Annotated in this window: 19 protein-coding genes and 1 tRNA gene; 12 read left to right on the forward strand and 8 right to left on the reverse strand. The window is 66.8% G+C overall.

Annotated elements, in window-relative coordinates:
- Nucleotides 1-205: 205 nt before the first annotated feature.
- On the reverse strand, nt 206-1,984 hold the full coding sequence (locus ACK4FB_RS01125; RefSeq protein WP_409746857.1) for an acyl-CoA dehydrogenase C-terminal domain-containing protein: 1,779 nt from the start codon (nt 1,982-1,984) through the stop codon (nt 206-208).
- Between the two features lie 3 nt (nt 1,985-1,987).
- Complete coding sequence (locus ACK4FB_RS01130; protein ID WP_409746860.1) at nt 1,988-2,482, reverse strand: MerR family transcriptional regulator; 495 nt, start codon at nt 2,480-2,482, stop codon at nt 1,988-1,990.
- Nucleotides 2,483-2,612: 130 nt separating this feature from the next.
- On the opposite strand from ACK4FB_RS01130, the gene ACK4FB_RS01135 reads away from it, so the two are divergent.
- The 5 genes from ACK4FB_RS01135 (at nt 2,613) to ACK4FB_RS01155 (ending at nt 8,000) form a co-directional block, all read left to right on the forward strand.
- On the forward strand, nt 2,613-3,002 hold the full coding sequence (locus tag ACK4FB_RS01135) for a hypothetical protein (protein ID WP_409746862.1): 390 nt from the start codon (nt 2,613-2,615) through the stop codon (nt 3,000-3,002).
- A 55-nt stretch (nt 3,003-3,057) separates the two neighbouring features.
- Nucleotides 3,058-4,560 (forward strand): sodium/proline symporter PutP, encoded by a 1,503-nt coding sequence (gene putP, locus ACK4FB_RS01140; RefSeq protein ID WP_409746865.1) that lies wholly within the window; start codon nt 3,058-3,060, stop codon nt 4,558-4,560.
- A 45-nt stretch (nt 4,561-4,605) separates the two neighbouring features.
- Nucleotides 4,606-5,154: a lipocalin family protein gene (locus ACK4FB_RS01145; RefSeq protein ID WP_409746868.1), complete on the forward strand. Its 549-nt coding sequence runs from the start codon at nt 4,606-4,608 to the stop codon at nt 5,152-5,154.
- 127 nt (nt 5,155-5,281) lie between these two features.
- The gene (locus ACK4FB_RS01150; protein WP_409746871.1) at nt 5,282-5,839 is read left to right on the forward strand and encodes a biliverdin-producing heme oxygenase; all 558 of its coding nucleotides are present in this window, start codon (nt 5,282-5,284) and stop codon (nt 5,837-5,839) included.
- Between the two features lie 10 nt (nt 5,840-5,849).
- Complete coding sequence (locus ACK4FB_RS01155; protein ID WP_409746874.1) at nt 5,850-8,000, forward strand: histidine kinase dimerization/phosphoacceptor domain -containing protein; 2,151 nt, start codon at nt 5,850-5,852, stop codon at nt 7,998-8,000.
- Here ACK4FB_RS01155 and ACK4FB_RS01160 read toward each other — a convergent pair.
- The gene (locus tag ACK4FB_RS01160; RefSeq protein WP_409746877.1) at nt 7,990-8,751 is read right to left on the reverse strand and encodes an ABC transporter permease; all 762 of its coding nucleotides are present in this window, start codon (nt 8,749-8,751) and stop codon (nt 7,990-7,992) included. The genes ACK4FB_RS01155 and ACK4FB_RS01160 overlap by 11 nt on opposite strands.
- The gene (locus ACK4FB_RS01165) at nt 8,748-9,701 is read right to left on the reverse strand and encodes an ABC transporter ATP-binding protein (protein ID WP_409746880.1); all 954 of its coding nucleotides are present in this window, start codon (nt 9,699-9,701) and stop codon (nt 8,748-8,750) included. The genes ACK4FB_RS01160 and ACK4FB_RS01165 overlap by 4 nt, the downstream gene beginning before the upstream one ends.
- Before the next feature lie 114 nt (nt 9,702-9,815).
- Here ACK4FB_RS01165 and ACK4FB_RS01170 point away from each other — a divergent pair, with 114 nt between their 5' ends.
- Nucleotides 9,816-10,541: a ribonuclease T2 family protein gene (locus ACK4FB_RS01170; protein WP_409746883.1), complete on the forward strand. Its 726-nt coding sequence runs from the start codon at nt 9,816-9,818 to the stop codon at nt 10,539-10,541.
- Between the two features lie 98 nt (nt 10,542-10,639).
- The gene (locus ACK4FB_RS01175) at nt 10,640-11,911 is read left to right on the forward strand and encodes a dicarboxylate/amino acid:cation symporter (RefSeq protein WP_409746886.1); all 1,272 of its coding nucleotides are present in this window, start codon (nt 10,640-10,642) and stop codon (nt 11,909-11,911) included.
- On the opposite strand, the gene ACK4FB_RS01180 is transcribed toward ACK4FB_RS01175, so the two are convergent.
- Nucleotides 11,908-13,194 carry a hypothetical protein gene (locus ACK4FB_RS01180; protein WP_409746889.1) on the reverse strand — a complete coding sequence of 429 codons (1,287 nt, stop codon included), beginning with the start codon at nt 13,192-13,194 and terminating at the stop codon, nt 11,908-11,910. The two genes, ACK4FB_RS01175 and ACK4FB_RS01180, sit on opposite strands and share 4 nt — an antisense overlap.
- A gap of 149 nt (nt 13,195-13,343) precedes the next feature.
- Between ACK4FB_RS01180 and ACK4FB_RS01185 the strand changes: the two genes are divergently transcribed.
- Nucleotides 13,344-13,420: transfer RNA gene (locus ACK4FB_RS01185), tRNA-Arg, on the forward strand.
- A gap of 37 nt (nt 13,421-13,457) precedes the next feature.
- Here ACK4FB_RS01185 and mutM read toward each other — a convergent pair.
- Nucleotides 13,458-14,321: a bifunctional DNA-formamidopyrimidine glycosylase/DNA-(apurinic or apyrimidinic site) lyase gene (gene mutM / locus ACK4FB_RS01190; RefSeq protein ID WP_409746892.1), complete on the reverse strand. Its 864-nt coding sequence runs from the start codon at nt 14,319-14,321 to the stop codon at nt 13,458-13,460.
- 64 nt (nt 14,322-14,385) lie between these two features.
- On the opposite strand from mutM, the gene ACK4FB_RS01195 reads away from it, so the two are divergent.
- From ACK4FB_RS01195 to ACK4FB_RS01210, 4 genes are all read left to right on the forward strand, one after another.
- On the forward strand, nt 14,386-14,814 hold the full coding sequence (locus tag ACK4FB_RS01195) for an organic hydroperoxide resistance protein (protein ID WP_409746895.1): 429 nt from the start codon (nt 14,386-14,388) through the stop codon (nt 14,812-14,814).
- 78 nt (nt 14,815-14,892) lie between these two features.
- On the forward strand, nt 14,893-15,162 hold the full coding sequence (locus tag ACK4FB_RS01200; RefSeq protein WP_409746898.1) for a hypothetical protein: 270 nt from the start codon (nt 14,893-14,895) through the stop codon (nt 15,160-15,162).
- A 115-nt stretch (nt 15,163-15,277) separates the two neighbouring features.
- Nucleotides 15,278-16,285, forward strand: a complete 1,008-nt coding sequence (gene cobS, locus ACK4FB_RS01205) for a cobaltochelatase subunit CobS (RefSeq protein ID WP_409747086.1) — start codon at nt 15,278-15,280, stop codon at nt 16,283-16,285.
- A 71-nt stretch (nt 16,286-16,356) separates the two neighbouring features.
- Nucleotides 16,357-18,144: a response regulator gene (locus tag ACK4FB_RS01210; RefSeq protein WP_409746902.1), complete on the forward strand. Its 1,788-nt coding sequence runs from the start codon at nt 16,357-16,359 to the stop codon at nt 18,142-18,144.
- 39 nt (nt 18,145-18,183) lie between these two features.
- Here the strand turns inward: ACK4FB_RS01210 and ACK4FB_RS01215 are convergent, their stop codons facing one another.
- Both ACK4FB_RS01215 and ACK4FB_RS01220 read right to left on the reverse strand, forming a co-directional pair.
- Complete coding sequence (locus tag ACK4FB_RS01215; protein ID WP_409747089.1) at nt 18,184-18,993, reverse strand: alpha/beta fold hydrolase; 810 nt, start codon at nt 18,991-18,993, stop codon at nt 18,184-18,186.
- A 71-nt stretch (nt 18,994-19,064) separates the two neighbouring features.
- A complete protein-coding gene (locus ACK4FB_RS01220; protein WP_409746905.1) occupies nt 19,065-19,451 on the reverse strand; it encodes a Fur family transcriptional regulator in 387 nt (128 codons plus the stop codon).
- Nucleotides 19,452-19,475: the final 24 nt, after the last annotated feature.

The following is a 19,475-nucleotide window of genomic DNA, read 5'->3' on the forward strand; positions in this document are numbered from 1 at the left end:
GGGTTTCGGCATCCCAGCCATCAGGTTGTGGCGTTGACTTCGACCACCATCGGGAACCCATGCTGACCCACTTCTGCCTCAACTCGGCATGAGTTGAAGACGCGTCGTCATAGCCAAACTGGGTGCCGCAGCAGGGACAAATCTCGAACGACTGGGTCGGGTCGAAACTCAGTCCCCACTTGCAGACGGGGCAGGCAGGCACGGATCAGAAGGCCTCCGCCGGCAGCGCCATCAGCACGTCCGAGCCGGTCTTCAGCTTCTTCAGGTGCGCCTCGGCGTCGGGCAGGATGCGCTCGACGAAGTAGCGGCCGACGGCCAGCTTGTTGGCGTAGAACGGATCGCTGTCGCCCGCCTTCTTATGCGCCGCCACGGCCAGCTGGGCCCACATGTAGGCCATCGCGGTCAGGCCGAAGATGTGCAGATAGTCAGTGGAGGCCGCGCCGGCGTTGTCCGGGTTCTGCATGCCGTTCTGCATCAGCCACATGGTGGCTTCCTGCAGGTTCTTCTTCGCGTCGGCCAGGCCGTCGATGAAGGGCTTGGTCGCCTCGTCCCCGCCGTTCGCGCCCACGAAGGCGTCGATGTCCGCGAACCAGCTCATGACCGCCCGCCCGCCGTTGGCCGGCAGCTTGCGGCCCACCAGGTCCAGCGCCTGAACCCCGTTGGTGCCCTCGTAGATCATGGTGATCCGCGCATCGCGCAGGGACTGGGAGGCGGTGAAATGCTCGGTGTAGCCCGAGCCGCCGTGCACCTGCATGGCCAGGCTGGCCACATGGAAGCCGCGGTCGGTCAGGAACGCCTTCACCACCGGGGTGATCAGGCCCATGTAGTCCTTCGCCTTGGTGGCGACCGCCTCGTCCCCGGACTTCTGCAGGTCGGCCTGCAGGGCGGTCCACAGGATGAAGGCGCGTCCGCCCTCGATATAGGCCTTGGACTCCAGCAGCATGCGCCGCACGTCCGGGTGCACGATGATCGGGTCGGCGGGGCCGTCCGGGTTCTTGGGGCCGGTCAGGCTGCGGCCCTGCAGGCGGTCGTTGGCGAACTCCACGGCGGCCTGCATGGCGGCGTCGCCGATGGCCTGGCCCTGAAGGCCCGTGCCCAGCCGCGCCTCGTTCATCATCACGAACATGGCCGGCATGCCGCGGTTCTCTTCGCCCACCAGCCAGCCCTTGGCGTTCTCGTACGCCATCACGCAGGTGGCGTTGCCGTGGATGCCCATCTTGTGCTCGAGGCCGGCGCACTGAACGCCCTCGTTGCGCTCGCCCAGCGAGCCGTCGTCATTGACGAACACCTTGGGCACCACGAACAGGCTTATGCCCTTGATCCCGGCGGGTGCGCCCTCGATGCGGGCCAGCACCAGATGGATGATGTTGTCGGTGAAGTCGTGCTCGCCGGACGAGATCCAGATCTTCTGGCCGGTGATGGCATAGCTGCCGTCGCCGTTGGGAACCGCCTTGGTGCGGATCAGGCCCAGATCCGTTCCGCACTGGGGCTCGGTCAGGTTCATGGTGCCGCCCCACTCGCCGGTGGCCAGCTTGGGCAGGTAGCGGTCCTTGATGGCGTCGGTGGCGTTGGCGTGCAGCCCCGCATAGGCGCCGGAGGTCAGGCCCGGATACATGCTGAACGCCGGGCTGGCCGCCGCCGTCATCTGGCCCACGGCCATGGACACCACCGCCGGCATGCCCTGGCCGCCGTACTGGGTGTGGGCGTGCAGGGCGGGCCAGCCGGCCTCGACCATCTGCTTGTAGGCTTCCTTCCATCCGGGCGGGCCGGTGACGACGCCGTCCTTCCATTCACAGCCGTGCTGATCGCCCGCGCGGTTGATCGGCGCGATCACTTCCTCGGCGAATTTGGCGCCTTCCTCGAGGATCTGGCCCACCAGATCGGAGGACACATCCTCGAAGCCGGGCTGGTTTTCGTAGCGGTCGATCTCCAGCACCTCGTTGAGGATGAACCGGAAATCGCGGACAGGCGCCTTGTAGGCCATGGGTCAGGCTCTCGCTTTGAAAAATTCTTGATCGTCGTCGTGATGGTGGTGGTTCAGCCGCGAGCGCAGGGCGGACTCATAGTCCTCGGCGCCGGGCAGGAGGTCGGGCCGGTGTTCCGACAGCCGCTTCTCCATGGCCTCGCAGGCCTCTTCGGCCACCTTGATGGCCTCGTCCAGATCTTCGCGCTGGCGCTTCAGCGCCTCGACCTGGGCGCGGTGGCGGGGCAGGGCGACCGCCATCTGATGGACGTTGTGATCCTTGCGATCATACAGGTCGATCATCTCCTGGATTTCGGCCAGGGTGAATCCGATGCGGCGGCCGCGCAGGATCAGCTTGAGCCGCGCCCGGTCCTTGGCGTCATAGACCCGCGTCTGGCCCCGGCGGGCTGGCGACAGCATGCCCTTGTCCTCGTAGAAGCGCAGGGCGCGCGCCGTGGCCCCGAACTCGCGGCAGAGCTGGCGGATCGAATAGGTGCGGTGATCGTCTGCGGACGCCATGCCCCATTCATAACTTGACGTGTGCGTAAAGGGAAGCTTTTTCCGCCGCAGCCCCTGTTGTCCAAGCCTTAACCGACGTGCGCGATCCTGCGTCTGGCGGCCATCGGGCCGCGTTCACGGGAGGGGCGTCATGGCGTCCACGATGACTTCCAGCTATCGCCGCGTTCGGGATCATTTCGAGCCGCAGGACATCAGTCCGGAAGAGCAGCGTCGCCTGCGCGGTCAGCTGGAGCAGATCGACTACGCCGCCTTCATCTCCAACCGTGAGCTGATCGGGCGGACCCTGGGTCAAGTCGATATGGCGGCTTTCCAGCGCCTTGCCGTGGCTGCGGCGAGCGCTCGGGGCGCCTGGGTGGCCGAGGCGCTCCGTCTGACCGGGGCAGGTCAGGCTGTCACCGCCGAACAGGCTCAGCGTCTGGGCCAGATGCGCTCGGTTTTCGAAGAGCTCAGCGAGGCCTATGAGGGTATGCGACGCATGGTCGAGCGGGGCTACCTAACGCCGCCGTCGTCTCCAGGCTGAAGTGTTCGCCACCGCCGTTTGAAGCCTGACCGTAGGGCTGCTACCCCTTTCGGCCATGGAAACCGGCACGCTGATCACCCTCGCCCTGTATTTCATCCTCATGCTGGGCATCGGGCTATACGCCTTCAAGCGCTCCACCAGCGATGTGTCCGGCTACATGCTGGGCGGCAGGAAGCTGGGGCCGGCGGTGACCTCCCTGTCGGCGGGCGCCTCGGACATGTCGGGCTGGATGTTGCTGGGTCTGCCGGGCGCCATGTTCGTTTCGGGCCTGTCCGCCTCCTGGATCGCCCTGGGCCTGTTTGTCGGGGCCTTCGCCAACTACCTGCTCGTGGCGCCCCGCCTGCGCATCTACACAGAGCTTGCCCGGGACGCGATCACCATTCCCGACTATTTCGAAAAGCGGTTCGAGGACCGGTCGCGCCTGCTCAGGGTGATCTCCTCCCTGGTGATCGTGATCTTCTTCACCCTCTACACCTCGTCCGGTCTCGTGGCGGGGGGCAAGCTCTTCGACAGCGCCTTCGGAGTCGACTACGCCTGGGGCCTGTGGGTCACTGCGGGCGTGGTCGTGGCCTATACCCTGTTCGGCGGGTTCATGGCCGTCAGCATGACCGACTTCGTCCAGGGCTGCATCATGTTCGTGGCGCTGATCGTGGTGCCCGTCGTGGCCCTGACCGACGTGGGCGGGGTGGGCGGCCTGAACGAGACGGTGCGCGGCGTCGACCCGGCGCTGCTCGGACTTCTGACCGGGACCAGCCTCATCGGAATCATATCCGCCCTCTCCTGGGGACTGGGCTATTTCGGCCAGCCGCACATCATCGTGCGCTTCATGGCCATCCGCTCGGTCAAGGACATTCCCGCAGCCCGCAATATCGGCATGACCTGGATGGCCGTGACCATCATCGGCGCCCTGGCCACCGGCCTGACGGGCCTGGCCTACGCCACCAACAACGGGATCGAGGTCGCCGACCCCGAGACCATCTTCATCATCCTGTCGGACGTGCTGTTCCACCCGCTGGTGACCGGCTTCCTGCTGGCCGCCATCCTTGCGGCGATCATGAGCACCATCTCGTCCCAGCTGCTGGTCTCGTCCAGCTCCCTGACCGAGGACTTCTATGGCGTCTTCTTCCGCCGCGCCGCCAGCCAGAAGGAGCTGGTGACCGTGGGCCGGCTGGCCGTGGTGCTGGTGTCGCTGGTGGCCATCTATCTGGCCTATGACCCGGACAGCAATGTCCTGACACTGGTGTCCAACGCCTGGGCCGGCTTCGGCGCAGCCTTTGGACCGCTTGTGATCCTCAGCCTGATGTGGCGCCGCGTCACCCGCAACGGCGCCCTGGCCGGCATGATTGTCGGCGCAGTGACGGTGCTGTTCTGGGTGTTCGCGCCGGTCCTGCCGGGCGGCGAGGCCCTGACCACGGTGATCTACGAGATCGTGCCCGGCTTCATCCTGGCGACCCTGGCCACCGTTATCGTCAGCCTGATGGGTCGTCCGCCGGAAAGCGTCACGGCCACCTTCGATCAGGCCAAAGCCGAACTTCGGGCCGCCCGCTCATCCGACTGAGACAGCGCTCCGTAGCTGGGATCGACCCCAGCCCGGAGCCCGCCCATGCCCGCCTTTCGCCTGATCGCCGCAGCCGCCCTGATCCTGGCCATGGCCGGATGCGCCAGCCTCAGCGGCGGCGGCTCCGGCCCCGGCGCGCCCCAGCCCCTGAAGCCCATCGACGCGGAGCGCTTCTATTCAGGCCGCTGGCTGGAGGTGGGCCGTCTGCCTATGGATATCACCGAGGGTTGCGTGGCCGCCGCCACCGCTTATGCCCTGCGTGACGACGGCAAGGTGGATGTGCGCGACACCTGCCACGTGGATACGCCTGAGGGGCGCGAGCGCGCCATCTCCGGCGTCGGGACTTTTGTCGATTCGGGAACCAACGCCAAACTGCGCGTCCGCTATCTGTGGCTGATCGTGTGGGAGTACTGGGTGCTGGACCGGGCCGAAGACTACAGCTGGTTCATCTCGTCGGACCCGTCCTTCGACAAGCTGTTCATCTACACGCGAGAGATTCCCACCCCTGAGCAACTGGACGCCCTGGTCCGCCGGGCCGCAGAATTGGGCTACGATACCGACCGTCTGGAGTTTCCGGAGCCCTTGGCGAACTGATTATTCTGCGAATTTAACGGCCAAGCTCTTGTTTTGGCCTTGATATGGCCCCGTGCGAGGCCGGAACCGGCCGTGCGGCCTAGTTTGCGGCCCTTTCAGACCAAACACCGCCGTTACGCTTGACGGCATGAAGCAGCCTGAGATCATCTTCATCCTGCGCGGCGCAACCGGCGCCGAGCACCTGGCGCTGGAAGGCGCGGTCAATCTGGAGGCCCGTCTGTCGGACCCGGATCGGCGGCGCGCGCTTGTGGCCGGTTTCTATGGTTTTCACGCAGACGCCGAGTACTGCCTCGCCCCTTGGCTGGAACCGGTGGAAGGCCTCGATTTCGCTGCGCGCAGGCGCCTGCCTCGCATCGGAGCGGACCTCGTGGCGCTGGGCGGCAAGCCTGCGCCCTCGCGAGAGCGTCCGACGGTGACCTCCCTGGGCTATGCGCTCGGCCTGTTCTATGTGCTCGAAGGGTCGTCCCTGGGGGGACGGGTGATCCACAAGCAATTGTCTCATACGGACGTTGACCAGCGCGGCCTTTCGTTCTTCGATCCCTATGGTGATCAGACGGGCGCGCAATGGCGTGCGTTCATCGCCGTTCTGGACCGCGAGCATGCCGCGGGCCGCGCGGACTCCAAAGAGATTGTCGCCGGGGCCCTGGACGGGTTTCGACTGGCGCGAATGTGGTTGACTGAGTAAGGCGCGGCATATGACGGATACGGCTCTCGACCTGGACCTGTGCGCGCAAGAGCCGATCCATATTCCGGAAGCCATCCAGCCACACGGCTTCGTCATGGTTCTGGACCGTGCGGACCTGACCATCCGCCGTGTCGGCGGTGACATTGAGGGTCTGGCCGGAGTCGAGGACTGGCAGGGCGCGCCAGTTTCGGATGTGCTTGGCGCAGCGGTCGCCGACAGCCTGCGGGAGATGGCGGCGGCTGGCCTGACGGGGCATGTGGCCCGGTGGCGTTCCCTGTCCCGTCTGCATTACGACGTCACGACCCACGGGGTCGGCGACTTTCACATCGTGGAGGTCGAACAGAGCTCTCAGGAGGCCTTCCTGGGGGTCGACCTGCTGGGGCGACTTGATCGTGCGGGCGCCGCCTTTGAGCGGGCCGCGAGCATCAAGTCCCTCTGTGAGAACGCCGCCCGCGAGTTTCGTCGCCTGACCGGCTTTGATCGGGTGATGATCTACCGCTTTCTGGATGACGAATCCGGCGTGGTGCTGGCCGAGGACGGCTCTCCCGAGCTTCCGTCCTATATGAACCACCACTTTCCCGGCGCGGACATTCCGCGTCAGGCCCGCGCTCTCTATGTACGCAATCTGGTGCGGGCCATTCCCGACGTTCGCTACGAGCCGCAGCCGCTGCGTCCCGCCGCCGATGAAGCCCTGGACATGAGCGACTGCGCCTTGCGCAGCGTCTCGCCGATCCATCTGCAGTATCTGCGCAACATGGACGTGGGCGCTTCGGCCTCCGTCTCCATCGTCAAGGACGGCGAACTGTGGGGGCTGGTCGCGTGTCACAGTGCGCGGCCCCAGCTCATGACCCATGAAGTCCGTGTCGCCGCAGCCAGCATGGCCCGCAATCTCTCGCGTCAGATCAAATCGCGCGAGGAAGCTGAAATCTATCGCGAGCGCCTGCGCCTGCGGGGTCTCGAGGACGAGCTTGTGGCGCGCCTTCCGTTCAGTGAACCCTTGCACCGTCCCCTGGGCCGGCACCTGTCGCGGGTGGTCCAGTTGCTGGACGCGGACGGCGCGGTGGTGCTTCGCGGCGATCAGATCGCCAGCTACGGCTCGTGCCCGCCGCAGGAAGCCCTGCCTGACCTTGCCCGATGGGCGGCGGGGCGCGGCCGTGTCGAGCCCCTGGTCACCGACCGCCTGCCGGAACTCTATCCGGCCGCCGCCGACTGGGCGTCCGGCGCCAGCGGAATGCTGGCCTTCACCGTCACCACCGAGGAGCCCTTTGTCTTGATGTGGTTCCGCGCTGAACAGATCGAGACGGTGCGCTGGGCCGGCAATCCCCATGAGGCCGTCAAGCATGGCCCTTCCGGCGAGCTGACGCCCCGCGCTTCCTTCGACGCCTGGGCCGAAACGGTGAGGGGGCGCGCCCGTCGCTGGACCGCCGCCCAGATCGAAAGCGCCACGCGCCTGCGGCAGTCGATCTTCGAGCTGCGGTCGGCCCGTCAGCTGCGCCGCCTGAATGACACCTTGCACGAGACCGTGGCGGACAAGGACACCCTGCTGAAGCAACAGGACTTCCTGCTGAGAGAGGTCAATCACCGCATCCAGAACAGCCTGCAGTTGGTCTCCAGCTTCCTGGCCCTCCAGGTGCGCGAGCACAGGGAGGAGGTCGCGGTCGCCGCGGCCCTTGAGGAAGCGCGGCGTCGCATCAAGGCCGTGGGGCTCGTCCATAACCGACTCTACCGCGCCGACCAGTTCGAGACCCTGGATCTGTCCCGCTATCTTCGCGAACTGGGCGACGAGCTGATCGAGTCCATGGGCGCCGACTGGGGCCGGCAGGTGCAGATGACCCTGGCGCCGGTCTCCATCCAGACCACGCGTGCTGTCAGTCTGGGGCTGGTGCTGACCGAGCTGGTGATCAACGTCCAGAAATACGCCTATGGCGGCGGCGCCGGTCCCGTCTGGATCAGCCTTGAGGAAGACCGGGACCGCTTGCGCCTGATCGTGGCCGATCAGGGCGAGGGCCAAGCCAAGGGTGCTCCGCAGGGCGGCGGCTTCGGGTCACGCATGATCGACAGTCTGGTCAAGCAGCTGGAAGGCCGGATCGAGCACTTGCCCAATGAGCCGGGCCTGAGGATAGTGGTCACCGCCCCGATCCAGCCGACCTCTAGCTCTTGAGCCGGTACCCGGTCTTGAAGATCCACGCCACGATGGCGAGACAGATGGCGAAGAAACCCAGGGTCGCCGTCAGGCTGATCCCGATGTTCACGTCCGAGGTTCCGAAGAAGCTCCAGCGGAATCCGGAGATCAGATAGACTACCGGGTTGAACAGGCTGACCGTGCGCCAGACGCCCGGCAGCATGTCGATGGAATAGAACGACCCGCCCAGGAAGGTCAGCGGCGTGATCACCAGCATGGGAATGAACTGCAGCTGTTCGAACCCCTGGGCCCAGATGCCGATGATGAAGCCGAACAGGCTGAAGGTCACCGCCGTCAGCACCAGGAAGGTGATCATGGTCAGGGGGTGCAGCACCTCCAGCGGCACGAACAGTCGCGCTGTGGCCAGGATGATGACGCCCAGGATGATCGACTTGGTGGCCGCTGCGCCAACATAGGCGATGACGATCTCCATGTAGCTGACCGGGGCCGACAGAATCTCGTAGATGGTGCCGGTGAATTTCGGGAAATAGATGCCGAATGAGGCATTGAAGATCGACTGGGTGAACAGGCTCAGCATAACCAGCCCGGGCACGATGAAGGCGCCGTAGGGCACCCCGTTCACCTCGGTCATGGCCGAGCCGATGGCGGCCCCGAACACCACGAAATACAGGGAGGTGGTGATGACGGGGGTGACGATGCTCTGCCACACGGTGCGCAGGGCGCGGGCCATCTCGAACCGGTAGATGGCCCAGATTCCATAACCGTTCATCGCGCGGCCTCCTGTTTGGGCGCATCGCGCGAACTGTCGTGCACCAGACCCACGAAGATGTCCTCCAGCGAGCTCTGGCGTGTGTTGAGGTCCTTGAAGCCGATGCCCATGTCGCTGAGCTTTCTCAGCAGGCTGGGCACGCCGGTGCGCTCGGCGTTGGCGTCGAAGACGTATTCCAGCTCGGCGCCGTCAGCCTTGAGCGCCAGCGCCCACTCCGAAAGCTCGGGCGGGATCGCCGTCATGGGCTCCTGCAGGTTGAGGGTCAGCTGCTTCTTGCCCAGCTTCTTCATCAGGGCGGTCTTCTCCTCGACCAGGATCAGCTCACCTTTCGAGATGACACCCACCCGGTCGGCCATCTCCTCGGCCTCCTCGATGTAGTGGGTGGTCAGGATGATGGTCACGCCCTTTTCCCGCAGGCCCCGCACCAGATTCCACATGTCCCGTCGCAGCTCCACGTCCACCCCGGCGGTAGGCTCGTCCAGGAACAGGATTTCCGGCTCATGGCTCAGGGCCTTGGCGATCATCACCCGGCGCTTCATGCCGCCGGAGAGGGTCATGATCTTGGCGTCCTTCTTGTCCCACAGACTCAGGTCGCGAAGGATCTGTTCGATAATGGCCGGGTTCGGCGGCTTGCCGAACAGACCCCGGCTGAAGCTGACGGTGGCCCACACCGTCTCGAAGGCGTCGGTGGTCAGCTCCTGGGGCACCAGACCGATCATGGACCGGGCCTTGCGATAGTCCTTCCGGATGTCGAAGCCGCCTGCGCGCACCGTGCCCGTCGTCGCATTGACGATGCCGCAGACGATGCTGATCAGTGTGGTCTTGCCTGCGCCGTTGGGGCCCAGCAGGGCGAAGATCTCGCCTCTGGCGATCTCCAGATCCACGCGCTTCAGGGCCTGATGGCCCCCGGCGTAGGTCTTGGTGAGGCCGGATACGGATACGGCGGACATGGATCGGGCCCCTAGCTGTGCAGTCCCGACAAGATGGCCTTCGATCCGCGGATCACAAGGCGCGGCGCGCACAATTTGTCGCAGCCGTCACATGCAGCCGCTAGAAGACACGACATGAAACGCGCCTTCGCCCTGATTCCGCTGCTTCTTCTCGCCGCCGCCTGCCGGTCCCAGCCCGAGGTGCCGCCGTCCGCCGCCCTGACCCCCGCCGCCGAGGCCTGCGCCGTGCCGGACCGCCTCCGCCCCGCCGGGCCCGAAACGCCCGACCCGGACGAGATCGTCGCGGACGCCGAGGTCGCCTACTACATGCTGGCCGTGGCCTGGGGACCCTTCTGGCGGGAGGGCAACCGCGACGGTCGCGGCTACGCCCTGACGCCCCAGGACCGCGACGTGGGCTATTTCCTGCACGGCCTGTGGCCCAACGCGGCCGAGGGCGATCACCCGCGCTACTGCTCGGTCACGCCGGCCCGCGCCATGACCGAGGCCGAGGTGCGCGAGCATTTCTGCATGATGCCGTCGGAGTCCCTGCTCCAGCATGAATGGGCCGCGCACGGGACCTGCGGCTGGGACGACCCGGACACCTATTTCGACCAGTCGGCCGAACTCTGGAACGCCCTGACCCTGCCCGAGCCGCCGACGCGAACCACGGCGGGCGCCCTGCGCGACGCCTGGGTCCGGGCCAATCCCCATCTGCGCCGCGATGGCGTCTATCTGGCGACCACCGACGACGGACGTCTGCGCGAGGTTCGCCTCTGCTACGACCTGGACTATGCCCCGAGCGCCTGCCCGCGCGGCCTGGGGGCCCCGGACCGCGCCGCCCTGACCGTCCAGCCTCGCTGAGCCTGAAGCCCGCCTCCCACGGGGCTGACAGCGCGGCTGGATTCGACGCGGGCGGAAAATCAGCTAAGGCTCGCGGCCCTCATTACGCGGAGCCGCCCATGACCGCCGTCCTACGTTCCCTCAGCGCCCGTGTCCTGATCGCCCTCCTCATCGGTCTCGGCATCGGCGCCGTCGTTCAGGGCTCGGACATGGTCATCAGCCCCGGCGTGGTGGCCGGGATCGAGGCGATCGGCGGCCTGTGGCTGAACACCCTGCAGATGACCGTGATCCCGCTGGTCTTTTCGCTGGTGGTCGTCGGTATCGCGGCGGCCTCGGACGCGGCGGCCACGGGCCGTCTGGCGGCGCGGGCGGTGGCGCTGTTTGTCGGACTGGTTGCGGCGGCGGCGGCCCTGACCCTGCTGATCATTCCCCTGGTGCTGGCTCTGTGGCCGGTGGCGCCCCAGGCGGCCCAGGCCCTGATCACCGGGGCCGGCGGCGCCTCGGCGGAGGGGCTGGCGGCGGCGGCCGAGGGCGGCGGCTTCGCCCAGTGGCTGAGTTCGCTCGCACCCGCCAACCCTGTACGCGCCGCGGCCGAGAACGCGGTCCTGCCGCTGGTGATGTTCGCCGCCTTCTTCGGGTTCGCCGCCACCCGCCTGCCGGCCGGCCAGCGCGCTCTGATCGTCAATGTGTTCGAGGCCGTGGCCCAGATCATGATCATCATCGTGCGCTGGGTGCTGCTCGCGGCGCCCATAGGCGTCTTCGCCCTTGCCCTGGTGCTGGGCCTGCGCAGCGGCTTCGGCTCGGCCCCGGCCCTGATCCACTACATCGTGCTGGTGTCGGGCGCCTGTATTGTCGCCGTTCTGGCCAGCTATCCCCTGGCGGCGCTCGGCGGCGGGGTGCCGATCGCCCGCTTCGCCCGCGCCCTTGTGCCGGTTCAGGCGGTGGCCTTCTCGACCCAGTCGTCCCTGGGGACCCTGCCGGTGATGGTGGAGCGGGCCCAGGACTTCCTGGGCATTCCCGAGCGCGTGGCGGGGCTGGTCCTGCCGCTGTCGGTGGCCATCTTCCGGATTACCAGCCCGGTGGCCAATTTGTCCGTGGCCCTGTTCATCGCCCATGTGTTCGGACTGGAGCCCACCTTCGGCCAGATGGCGGCGGCGGGCGTGGTGGCCCTGGCGGTCAGCATCGGCACCGTGGGCCTGCCCGGCCAGGTCTCCTTCTTCACCTCCATGGCGCCCATCTGCCTGGCGTTGGGCGTGCCGCTGGAGCTGCTGCCCCTGCTGCTGGCGGTGGAGGTGATCCCCGACATCTTCCGCACCTTGGGCAACGTCAGCGCCGACATGGCCGTCACCGCCGTTCTGGACGATAGCGAACCGGACGGAGAAGCCGCCTAGTCCTTCAGATCTGTCGGCAGGGTCTGGGATGACAGGAGCCGTTCGGTGACGCTCCAGCGATCACCCAGCTGGCTCTCGACCCACGCCTGGACCATGTCGCGGCCCAGGCCGTAGTTGATGATATAGCTCCGGTAGCGCTCGATGAAGGACAGGCGCTGCTCAGCCCGGTCCCGCGCCACCAGCGAATAGGCCTGTAGCTGATCCAGCGCCGTGTCCCGGTCGATCCGCCCGGCCAGATAGTCCGACGCGATGGTGTACTCGGCCCGCTGCAGCCCCCGCATAAGGCCCAGCAATTCCGCCTGTCGATCGGCGGTGGCGGGGTCCAGACCCGCCAGGGGGTAAAGAACCTCGCGTTCGAACCGCACCCGCTCCTCGCCGGGGAAGGCCAAGTCGATGCCGTAGTTGGCGCTGCCCTCGGCGATGAAGGACATGGGGCTGTAGAGCGGATACACGCTCATTTCCATCCAGCCCCTCTCGTCCACAAAGCTGCGCTCCAGCAGGGCGTTGTAGACATGGTGGCCCGGATAGCCCTCGTGACACCCCAGATCCACGGCGCGGTCGATGTAGATGGGCAGGTCGGTGTTGATCTGGATCAGGCTGACTGCATCGCCCTGGTACCAGTTGTAGCCTGACCACGGCTGGTCGGTGACGAACTCCAGGGTGAAGCGCTCATTCTGTGGCAGATCGAAATGGCGCACGGTTCGCGCGCGGCATTCCTCGATGGCCGCGCGCATCACCGCATCCAGTCTGTCGCGGGGAATGATGTATCGGTTGCGGAATTCGGAGACGCGCTCGTGCAGCGGCGCGTCTCCGGGAATCAGGGCGGCGATGCGCGCCAGGGTGTCGTCATAGGCGCTCAGGGCCGGCGTTTCAGGGCGGATGCCGAACAGGCCCTCCGCTTCGTCCGCGAACGCCAGATCTTCACCTGCGATCATGCGCAGACGCGTCTCGGCGGCGCGCACATGGGCGATCAGATAGGCCCGGCGCTGAACCTCCTCCTCTGACAGGCCGCGGGTGGAAAGCTGTGCCAGCCGCCGGGTCAGGGCGGCGACGGCGGCGCGCAGTTGCTCCACCGTGCGCGGGTTCGCCCGCGCCGTCTCGGCCCATTCCGCGGGGCCGTGGTAGGCGTCCACATAGCCCTCTTCGCGCTCGCCGATCTCCAGTGTCATGATGACATAGTCCTGGGCGATGGCGTTCAGGCTGTCGTCGCTGCGTCCGGAACAGGCAGTCAGGCCAAGGGCGCCCGCCAGGCACAGGGCGGCAATGATGCGGATCGGCCTCATGGCGCGTCTCCTCCGTGATTTTTCTCAGGCTAGGGCGTGACTTGCGCCTCGCCAAGCCTCGGGCCCGTGAATGGCTCGCGATTTGCGGATTGAGCGCCCGCCGCCCATGCTGTAAGCAGCGCCCTCGCGACGGGCCCCGGCCCGCTCACGCACCCGTAGCTCAGCTGGATAGAGTGCTGCCCTCCGAAGGCAGAGGTCACAGGTTCGAATCCTGTCGGGTGCGCCATTTTCTCATTTATGGTCGTGGGCTGGCCTGGCCCTCATCACCGTTTCTGGCAGACCGGGCACCAGAAGGTGGAGCGGCCGCCCTGGACCGTGCGGCGGATGACGCCGCTGCAGGCCGGCGTGCGGCACGGGCGCCCTTCGCGGCCATAGGCGTCGAAGCTGTGCTGGAAATAGCCCTGCCCGCCATCGGCATTGGCGAAGTCGCGCAAGGTTGAGCCCCCCGCCCTGATGGCGTCGTTCAGGACATTGCGGATTTCGCCGGTAAGCCGCTCAAGCCGGGGACGGGAGATCTTTCCCGCCGCGGTCAGAGGCGAAATGGCGGCCCGGAACAGGGCCTCGCACACATAGATATTGCCCAGACCGGCCACGATGCGCTGGTCCAGCAGGCTGACCTTGACGGACTGCTTCCGGTTCCGGAACGCTTCGGCCAGATGGGCGGCGGAGAAGCTGTTGCCCAGCGGCTCAGGCCCCAGTCCCGCGAACCAGGGGTGCGTCTCCACCTGGTCGGTGGCGATCAGGCCCATGAAGCCGAACCGGCGCGCGTCGGCGAAGCCCACACGGGTGCGCCCGGCCGCTCCCTCGGCGCACAGGCTGACATGTTCGTGCTTGCCGGCGATGGGCGCAGGTTCCTCGAATTCGCCCAATTGGCGACCGTCCAGGGTGAAGCGGCCGGTCATGCCCAGGTGCGCCACCCAGGTCTCCCCGGTGGACAACGGCATGAGCAGATACTTGGCGCGCCGGTCCACCCGCCGCACCGTCGTTCCCTCGAGCCGCGCCGTGAAATCGGGCGGAAAGGGAAAGCGCAGATCCGGCCGGTTCTGGCGCACATGGGTCAGACGCGCGCCGGTGAGGATCGGCTCCAGGCCGCGCCGCACCGTCTCGACCTCGGGAAGTTCAGGCATGAACCGCCATAGCGCGGACCCGGGGCGGCGCCTACATCCCGGTCTCACAGACAGGGAGATCAAGATGGACGTGCTCTACAAGGCTCATGCGACTGCCACCGGCGGTGGACGCGAAGACGGACGATCGCGCACCGACGACGGCAAGATCGACGTAAAACTGTCCACGCCGACCGAGATGGGCGGCAAGGGCGGGGAGGGGACCAACCCCGAGCAGTTGTTCGCCACTGGTTACGCGGCCTGCTTCCTGGGCGCCCTGCGGCTGGTTTCCGGCCGGGAGAAGCACCCGGTTGCTGCCGACACCGCCGTTCAGGCGACCGTAGGCTTCGGCAAGAACGACAAGGGCGAGGGCTTCAATCTGGACATCGAGATCAAGGTGACCGGCCACGGCCTGGACGCGGCCGTGGCGGACGATATCCTGGAAAAGACCCATCAGGTCTGCCCCTATTCCAACGCCACGCGCGGAAACGTGGACGTGCGAATCGGGCGCGATTGAGGCCTTTTCTCACGAACGCGTGAACCTTTTCGAGGCGGGGGGGTTAGTGAGGCTCCAACACTAACGGAGACACTTCCCATGAAGAAGATCGCCATTCTGACGACCGGCGCTTTCGCCGCCCTGGCTCTCGCCGCTTGCCAGCCCGCCGATCCGGTGGCTGAACAGGAAGCTCAACTGGTCGAGCAGGAAGCCGATGTGACGGCCGCCCAGCTGGAGCAGCAAGCCGACGCCGCCTATGATCAAGGCATGGACCAGCGCGGCGACGCCCTGAACGAGGAAGCCGACGCCGTTCAGGATCAGGCTGACGCCCAGGCCGACCAGATTCGCGAAAGCAGCGAAGCCAACTAAGCCTTCCGGTCATTCGGATTTCAGAAGGGAGCCCCTCGCCTCGGCGGGGGGCTTTCTTCGTTGGGAACCCATCGACCCGCTGGACCCGGCGGCGCGGAGTTTCTAGATGGACAGCATGGCCCCCTCTCCCCTCGACGCATCGCCCGATCCCATGCTGACTCTGGAGCCGCACCGCAAGGTGACGGTCAGGGAGGCGTTCGGCGTCGATTCCGACATGACGGTACCGTGTTTCGACACGAAGGACAGTCATGTGCCCGATCTGGACGAGGCCTATCGGTTTGATCCCCAGACCACCCTGGCCATTTGCGCGGGCTTCGCCTTCGATCGCCGGGTGATGGTTCAGGGCTACCACGGCACCGGCAAGTCGACGCACATCGAGCAGGTGGCCGCGCGGCTGAACTGGCCCATGGTGCGCGTCAACCTGGACGCCCACGTCAGCCGCATCGACCTGATCGGCAAGGACGCCATCGTCCTCAAGGACGGCAAGCAGATCACCGAGTTCCGGGAGGGCATCCTGCCCTGGGCGATCCAGCGACCGGTGGCCCTGGTGTTCGACGAATATGACGCGGGCCGCCCCGATGTGATGTTCGTTATCCAGCGGGTGCTGGAGGCGCAGGGACGCCTCACCCTCCTGGACCAGAACCGCGTCATTCGCCCCAACCGCTGGTTCCGGCTCTTCGCCACGTCCAACACCGTGGGTCTGGGCGACACCACTGGCCTGTATCACGGCGCCCAGCAGATCAATCAGGCCCAGCTGGACCGCTGGAACATCGTCACCACCCTGAACTACCTGGACCACGACGTGGAGGCCGAGATCGTGGCCGCCAAGGTGCCGGAGTGGCGTGACGCGGAAGGTCGTCGCAAGATCGCCGCCATGGTCCGCGTCGCCGACATGACCCGCAACGCCTTCATGAACGGGGATATCTCCACGGTCATGAGCCCACGCACCGTCATCACATGGGCCCAGAACGCCCTCATCTTCGGCGGCGACCTGGCGCTGTCGTTCCGCCTGACGTTCCTGAACAAGTGCGACGAACTGGAGCGGCCCACGATCGCGGAGTTCTACCAGCGCGCCTTCGGTGAGGATCTGCCCGAGGCGGCGACGCGGGTGAAAGTGGGCTGACTCTCCACGGTTGAGACCTCATTAAGCTCCGATCTTTATGGCGAAGCTTGTATGAGTAGTGTGAGTTCGACGTGATCTACAATGCTGACTATGTGCGCGCGTACGCTGATCGGTACCGCGACATGTTCCCGGTTCGTCTGGTCACCATCGCCGGCATCGTCATTCTCGCCATCATCGTTCTGGGCTGGGGGTGGGCGGCCAGTTTCGCGATCGCCCAGTACTGTCTTTATGCGCTGCTCTGGCGGGCGGTTCAGGATGCACGCCTCCATCCCGAGGCGGCCGGGGCCGGGCGGCGGCTCGGCCTGTGGAGCGAGGCCGTCACCCTTGGCCTCGCCACCCACAACGCGCTGTTCTCCGTGGCCGGGTGGCTGGCGGAACCGGCTCATCTGACCTATGCGCTGCTTCTGCTCATCGGTAGTCTGATGGTCGGGGCCCTCCAGGTCCACGTGAGCCGGCGCAGTTTCGCAGCCGCGGTCCTGCCGCCCGCGACCGCCCTGCTGTTCATCACGTTCGCCGAGGCTCCCGGAGACGTCGCGCTGCAACTGAGCACAGCCCTGTTCATCTTGGGCGTGATCGCTGCCGCATGGCGCCAGTGGCGCAGCGATCGCGAGGGGGTCGAACTGATGGTCTCGGTCGTGGAGCGCTCGCGAGAACTTCAGGCCGCCCTGGCCCAGGCGGAGACTGACCGCGCCGCTGCCGAGCGCGCCAACCAGGCCAAGTCCCGTTTCCTGGCCATGATCAGCCACGAAGTCAGAACGCCCCTGAATGTGGTCATGGGCCTTACGGAAGTGCTGCGCGGCCGCCGCCGTCCCAGGGCCGAGGCGGCCGTGATCGAGGACATGGCGGACGCCGGCGGCATGTTGCTGCGCCTTCTGAACGGCGCGCTCGATATTTCCAAGATTGAATCCGGGAAGGTGGACCTTCATCTCGCCCCCGTCGATATCGGCGAGAGAATCGAGGCCATCGCCCGCGTCTGGCGTGCGCGGGTGGATGAGGCGGGCCTGACCCTGGAGATCGAAATTCAGGGCGAACGCGGGAATTTCGTCGTCCTGACAGATGAGGGGCGGGTCGAGCAAATCCTGATCAATTATCTGTCCAATGCGCTGAAACTGACGTCGTCCGGCACTGTGCGAATCCTGGCCCGCGCGCTGCCTGCCCGCGACGGCCGCATCGACCTGGACTTCGAGGTCCACGACCAGGGCCCAGGCGTACCCGAGGATCAGCGCGACCGCATCTTCCTGCCCTTCGAACAATTGGCCGCCGGACGCGCAGCGGGGGGCTCCGGCCTGGGCCTCGCCTTGTGCCGCGCCAGCGTCCAGGCCCTGGGCGGAGCCCTGGGTGTTCGCTCCGCCCAGCCCCATGGCGCCGTCTTCTGGTTTCGTTTCACGGCTGATCGGGCGGAGCCCGGCGCCGTGCTGACGCCTGAATCGTCCACGTCCCGCGGCTCGCTCGTCCACGCCCCACGGGGCATGCCTCCGCGCGTTCTGGCCGCCGAGGACCACCCGGCCAATCGCAAGCTGCTGACCCTGTTGTTCCAGTCCTTCAATCTGGACCTGACCTTGGTCGAAAACGGTCAGGAGGCCGTCCAGGCCGTGCGCGCGAACCAGTTCGATCTGGTCCTGATGGATGTGATGATGCCGGTGATGGACGGCGTCGAGGCGCTGATCGCAATCCGGGCCGAAGAGGCGGCTTCTGACCGCCCGCGCACCACGATCCACATGCTGACCGCCAATGTTTTTGATGAGGATGTGGCCCGCTACCTCCAGGCCGGCGCTGACGGCGTCCTGCGCAAGCCCATCGAAATCACCGCCCTTCAGGCGGTCCTCGAAGCAGCGACCTCCCGGCACGCCGACGCCTGAGAGCCAGGCCGAAGCCGGCTGCAGGGGAACAGGGGCCGACTAGGCGACGTCCAACGCCGCGCTCAGAGCCGCCCGTGGCTGATCGGGCTTCAGCAGCGGGAAGAAGTGGTTTCCACCCGGGACCGTCGATACATCCACTCCCGCGATCTGGCCCGGCGCCACGCTGCAGGTGGAGCTGTGCTCGGCCTTCAGGATCACTACGGGTCGACCCAGGCTGTGCAGCACAGGCCACGGATCGCACCCCTGCGCGGCATAGTTGGACGCCTCCCATCCTGGCGTGCAGGCCAGCTCAACGCCGTCGCCCGCGCCGCGGAATCCATCGGCGACGTAGTCCGCCAGGACGGCGTCGGGCCATCCCCTGAAGGCGCCGCGTCCGCGATAGGCGTCCATGGCCTCAGCCCGGCTCCCGAACCGGTCGCGGCGTCGCAAGGCGTTTCTGGCCAGGGAATAGCGCCGGGCTACGCGCCCGATCCCCGGCAGGCTCATGGCGAGGGCGGTGGGGCGCGGCAGGACCACCGGATCCAGCATGACCACGGAACGCACCCGGTCAGGACGCTGAGCCGCCGCCAGCAGCGCCACCACCGCCCCCATGGAATGGCCGGCAAGGATCATGGGCGGCCCGTGAATCGCGTCGATCAGGGCCGCCATGTCGTCACGCAGGTCCCGCCAGGATCGGCGCCACACGGGCGGGGCCGGCAGCGTGCTCAGACCATGGCCGCGCAGATCCGGGGCCAGAATGCGCGCCTTCCCGGCCAGCGGTTCCAGAAGGGTGCGGTACGTTCGGGCGTTGAATCCGTTGGCGTGTATGAAGACCAGGTCTGGGGGGCGAGCGCTGTCGCCCAGGTCCATCACGGACAGAGCGCCGCCCTGTGGATCCGGAACGGCCACAGTCCGGCATGGGGGCGATGGCGACTGCGGGCTCAGGCGCCGGCCGCGGGTCGGCGGCAATCCGGGCACAGGCCGTGACCTTCGATGGCCACTCGCTCCAGCTTATAGCCGTGCTCGGCGGCAGGATCGCCTAGCCCCGCCATGGCCGGCGGGCTGACTTCAACGGCCGCGCCGCAGCAGTCGCAGATCAGGAAGGCCGCCGCATGGGACCGCTCCCCGTGACTGCAGGCGACATAGGCGCTGATGGAGGCGATGCGGTGGGCCAGACCCTGTCGCTCCAGAAACTCCAGAGCCCGATAGACCGTCGGCGGTTTGGCGGCCTGTCCGTCGGCGCCATAGGCCGCGATCAAGTCGTAGGCCTTGACCGGCTCGCCGGAGGCCAGCAGCAGTTCCAGCACCCGTCGGCGGGGCTCGGTCATGCGCTCTCCCCGGCGGGCGCAACG

Origin of the sequence: Brevundimonas sp., assembly GCF_046299535.1 — a bacterium.
Taxonomy (GTDB): domain Bacteria; phylum Pseudomonadota; class Alphaproteobacteria; order Caulobacterales; family Caulobacteraceae; genus Brevundimonas.

Bases quoted from the DNA above. Each gene is read 5' to 3' on its own strand.
- ACK4FB_RS01125 (WP_409746857.1), bottom strand. From the start codon at position 1,984: ATGGCCTACAAGGCGCCTGTCCGCGATTTCCGGTTCATCCTCAACGAG.
- ACK4FB_RS01130 (WP_409746860.1), bottom strand. From the start codon at position 2,482: ATGGCGTCCGCAGACGATCACCGCACCTATTCGATCCGCCAGCTCTGC.
- ACK4FB_RS01135 (WP_409746862.1), top strand. From the start codon at position 2,613: ATGGCGTCCACGATGACTTCCAGCTATCGCCGCGTTCGGGATCATTTC.
- putP (WP_409746865.1), top strand. From the start codon at position 3,058: ATGGAAACCGGCACGCTGATCACCCTCGCCCTGTATTTCATCCTCATG.
- ACK4FB_RS01145 (WP_409746868.1), top strand. From the start codon at position 4,606: ATGCCCGCCTTTCGCCTGATCGCCGCAGCCGCCCTGATCCTGGCCATG.
- ACK4FB_RS01150 (WP_409746871.1), top strand. From the start codon at position 5,282: ATGAAGCAGCCTGAGATCATCTTCATCCTGCGCGGCGCAACCGGCGCC.
- ACK4FB_RS01155 (WP_409746874.1), top strand. From the start codon at position 5,850: ATGACGGATACGGCTCTCGACCTGGACCTGTGCGCGCAAGAGCCGATC.
- ACK4FB_RS01160 (WP_409746877.1), bottom strand. From the start codon at position 8,751: ATGAACGGTTATGGAATCTGGGCCATCTACCGGTTCGAGATGGCCCGC.
- ACK4FB_RS01165 (WP_409746880.1), bottom strand. From the start codon at position 9,701: ATGTCCGCCGTATCCGTATCCGGCCTCACCAAGACCTACGCCGGGGGC.
- ACK4FB_RS01170 (WP_409746883.1), top strand. From the start codon at position 9,816: ATGAAACGCGCCTTCGCCCTGATTCCGCTGCTTCTTCTCGCCGCCGCC.
- ACK4FB_RS01175 (WP_409746886.1), top strand. From the start codon at position 10,640: ATGACCGCCGTCCTACGTTCCCTCAGCGCCCGTGTCCTGATCGCCCTC.
- ACK4FB_RS01180 (WP_409746889.1), bottom strand. From the start codon at position 13,194: ATGAGGCCGATCCGCATCATTGCCGCCCTGTGCCTGGCGGGCGCCCTT.
- mutM (WP_409746892.1), bottom strand. From the start codon at position 14,321: ATGCCTGAACTTCCCGAGGTCGAGACGGTGCGGCGCGGCCTGGAGCCG.
- ACK4FB_RS01195 (WP_409746895.1), top strand. From the start codon at position 14,386: ATGGACGTGCTCTACAAGGCTCATGCGACTGCCACCGGCGGTGGACGC.
- ACK4FB_RS01200 (WP_409746898.1), top strand. From the start codon at position 14,893: ATGAAGAAGATCGCCATTCTGACGACCGGCGCTTTCGCCGCCCTGGCT.
- cobS (WP_409747086.1), top strand. From the start codon at position 15,278: ATGGCCCCCTCTCCCCTCGACGCATCGCCCGATCCCATGCTGACTCTG.
- ACK4FB_RS01215 (WP_409747089.1), bottom strand. From the start codon at position 18,993: ATGGACCTGGGCGACAGCGCTCGCCCCCCAGACCTGGTCTTCATACAC.
- ACK4FB_RS01220 (WP_409746905.1), bottom strand. From the start codon at position 19,451: ATGACCGAGCCCCGCCGACGGGTGCTGGAACTGCTGCTGGCCTCCGGC.